This window comes from Acinetobacter sp. ANC_7682 (genome assembly GCF_056779795.1).
In genome coordinates this window covers 1-258 of sequence record NZ_JBWYIQ010000101.1, presented here as the reverse complement: position 1 = coordinate 258, position 258 = coordinate 1, and the positions used below count along the sequence as shown (strand labels likewise).

Sequence of the window (258 nt, the reverse complement as noted above, 5' to 3'; positions counted from 1 at the left end):
GTTGTGCGGTAGATTTTGTGTGCAGGCTTCTTCATTTGAAAATTATATCGCTGAAAAACCCTTTACAGATAGGTTTGTGCAACAAAGCCCTATCAAATTGTTCTGTCGCATCACTACGGTGGTAGCGGATGTTGCGTCGGTTAAGCGCTTGGTATTGGCGGTTGTCATCAATCAGGCGGAGCTTTTGTGCTTCGATCGGGCTGTTGTTGCTCGGTACAATCGGTTGGGCTTCATCAATGAGCCAGTTAATGCCTTCAC

At 46.5% G+C, this 258-nt stretch carries 1 pseudogene; it reads right to left on the bottom strand.

The window, feature by feature from the left end:
* Positions 1-91 precede the first annotated feature (91 nt).
* Positions 92-258: pseudogene (locus tag AC1M9D_RS14165) on the bottom strand (hypothetical protein); the annotation flags it as partial.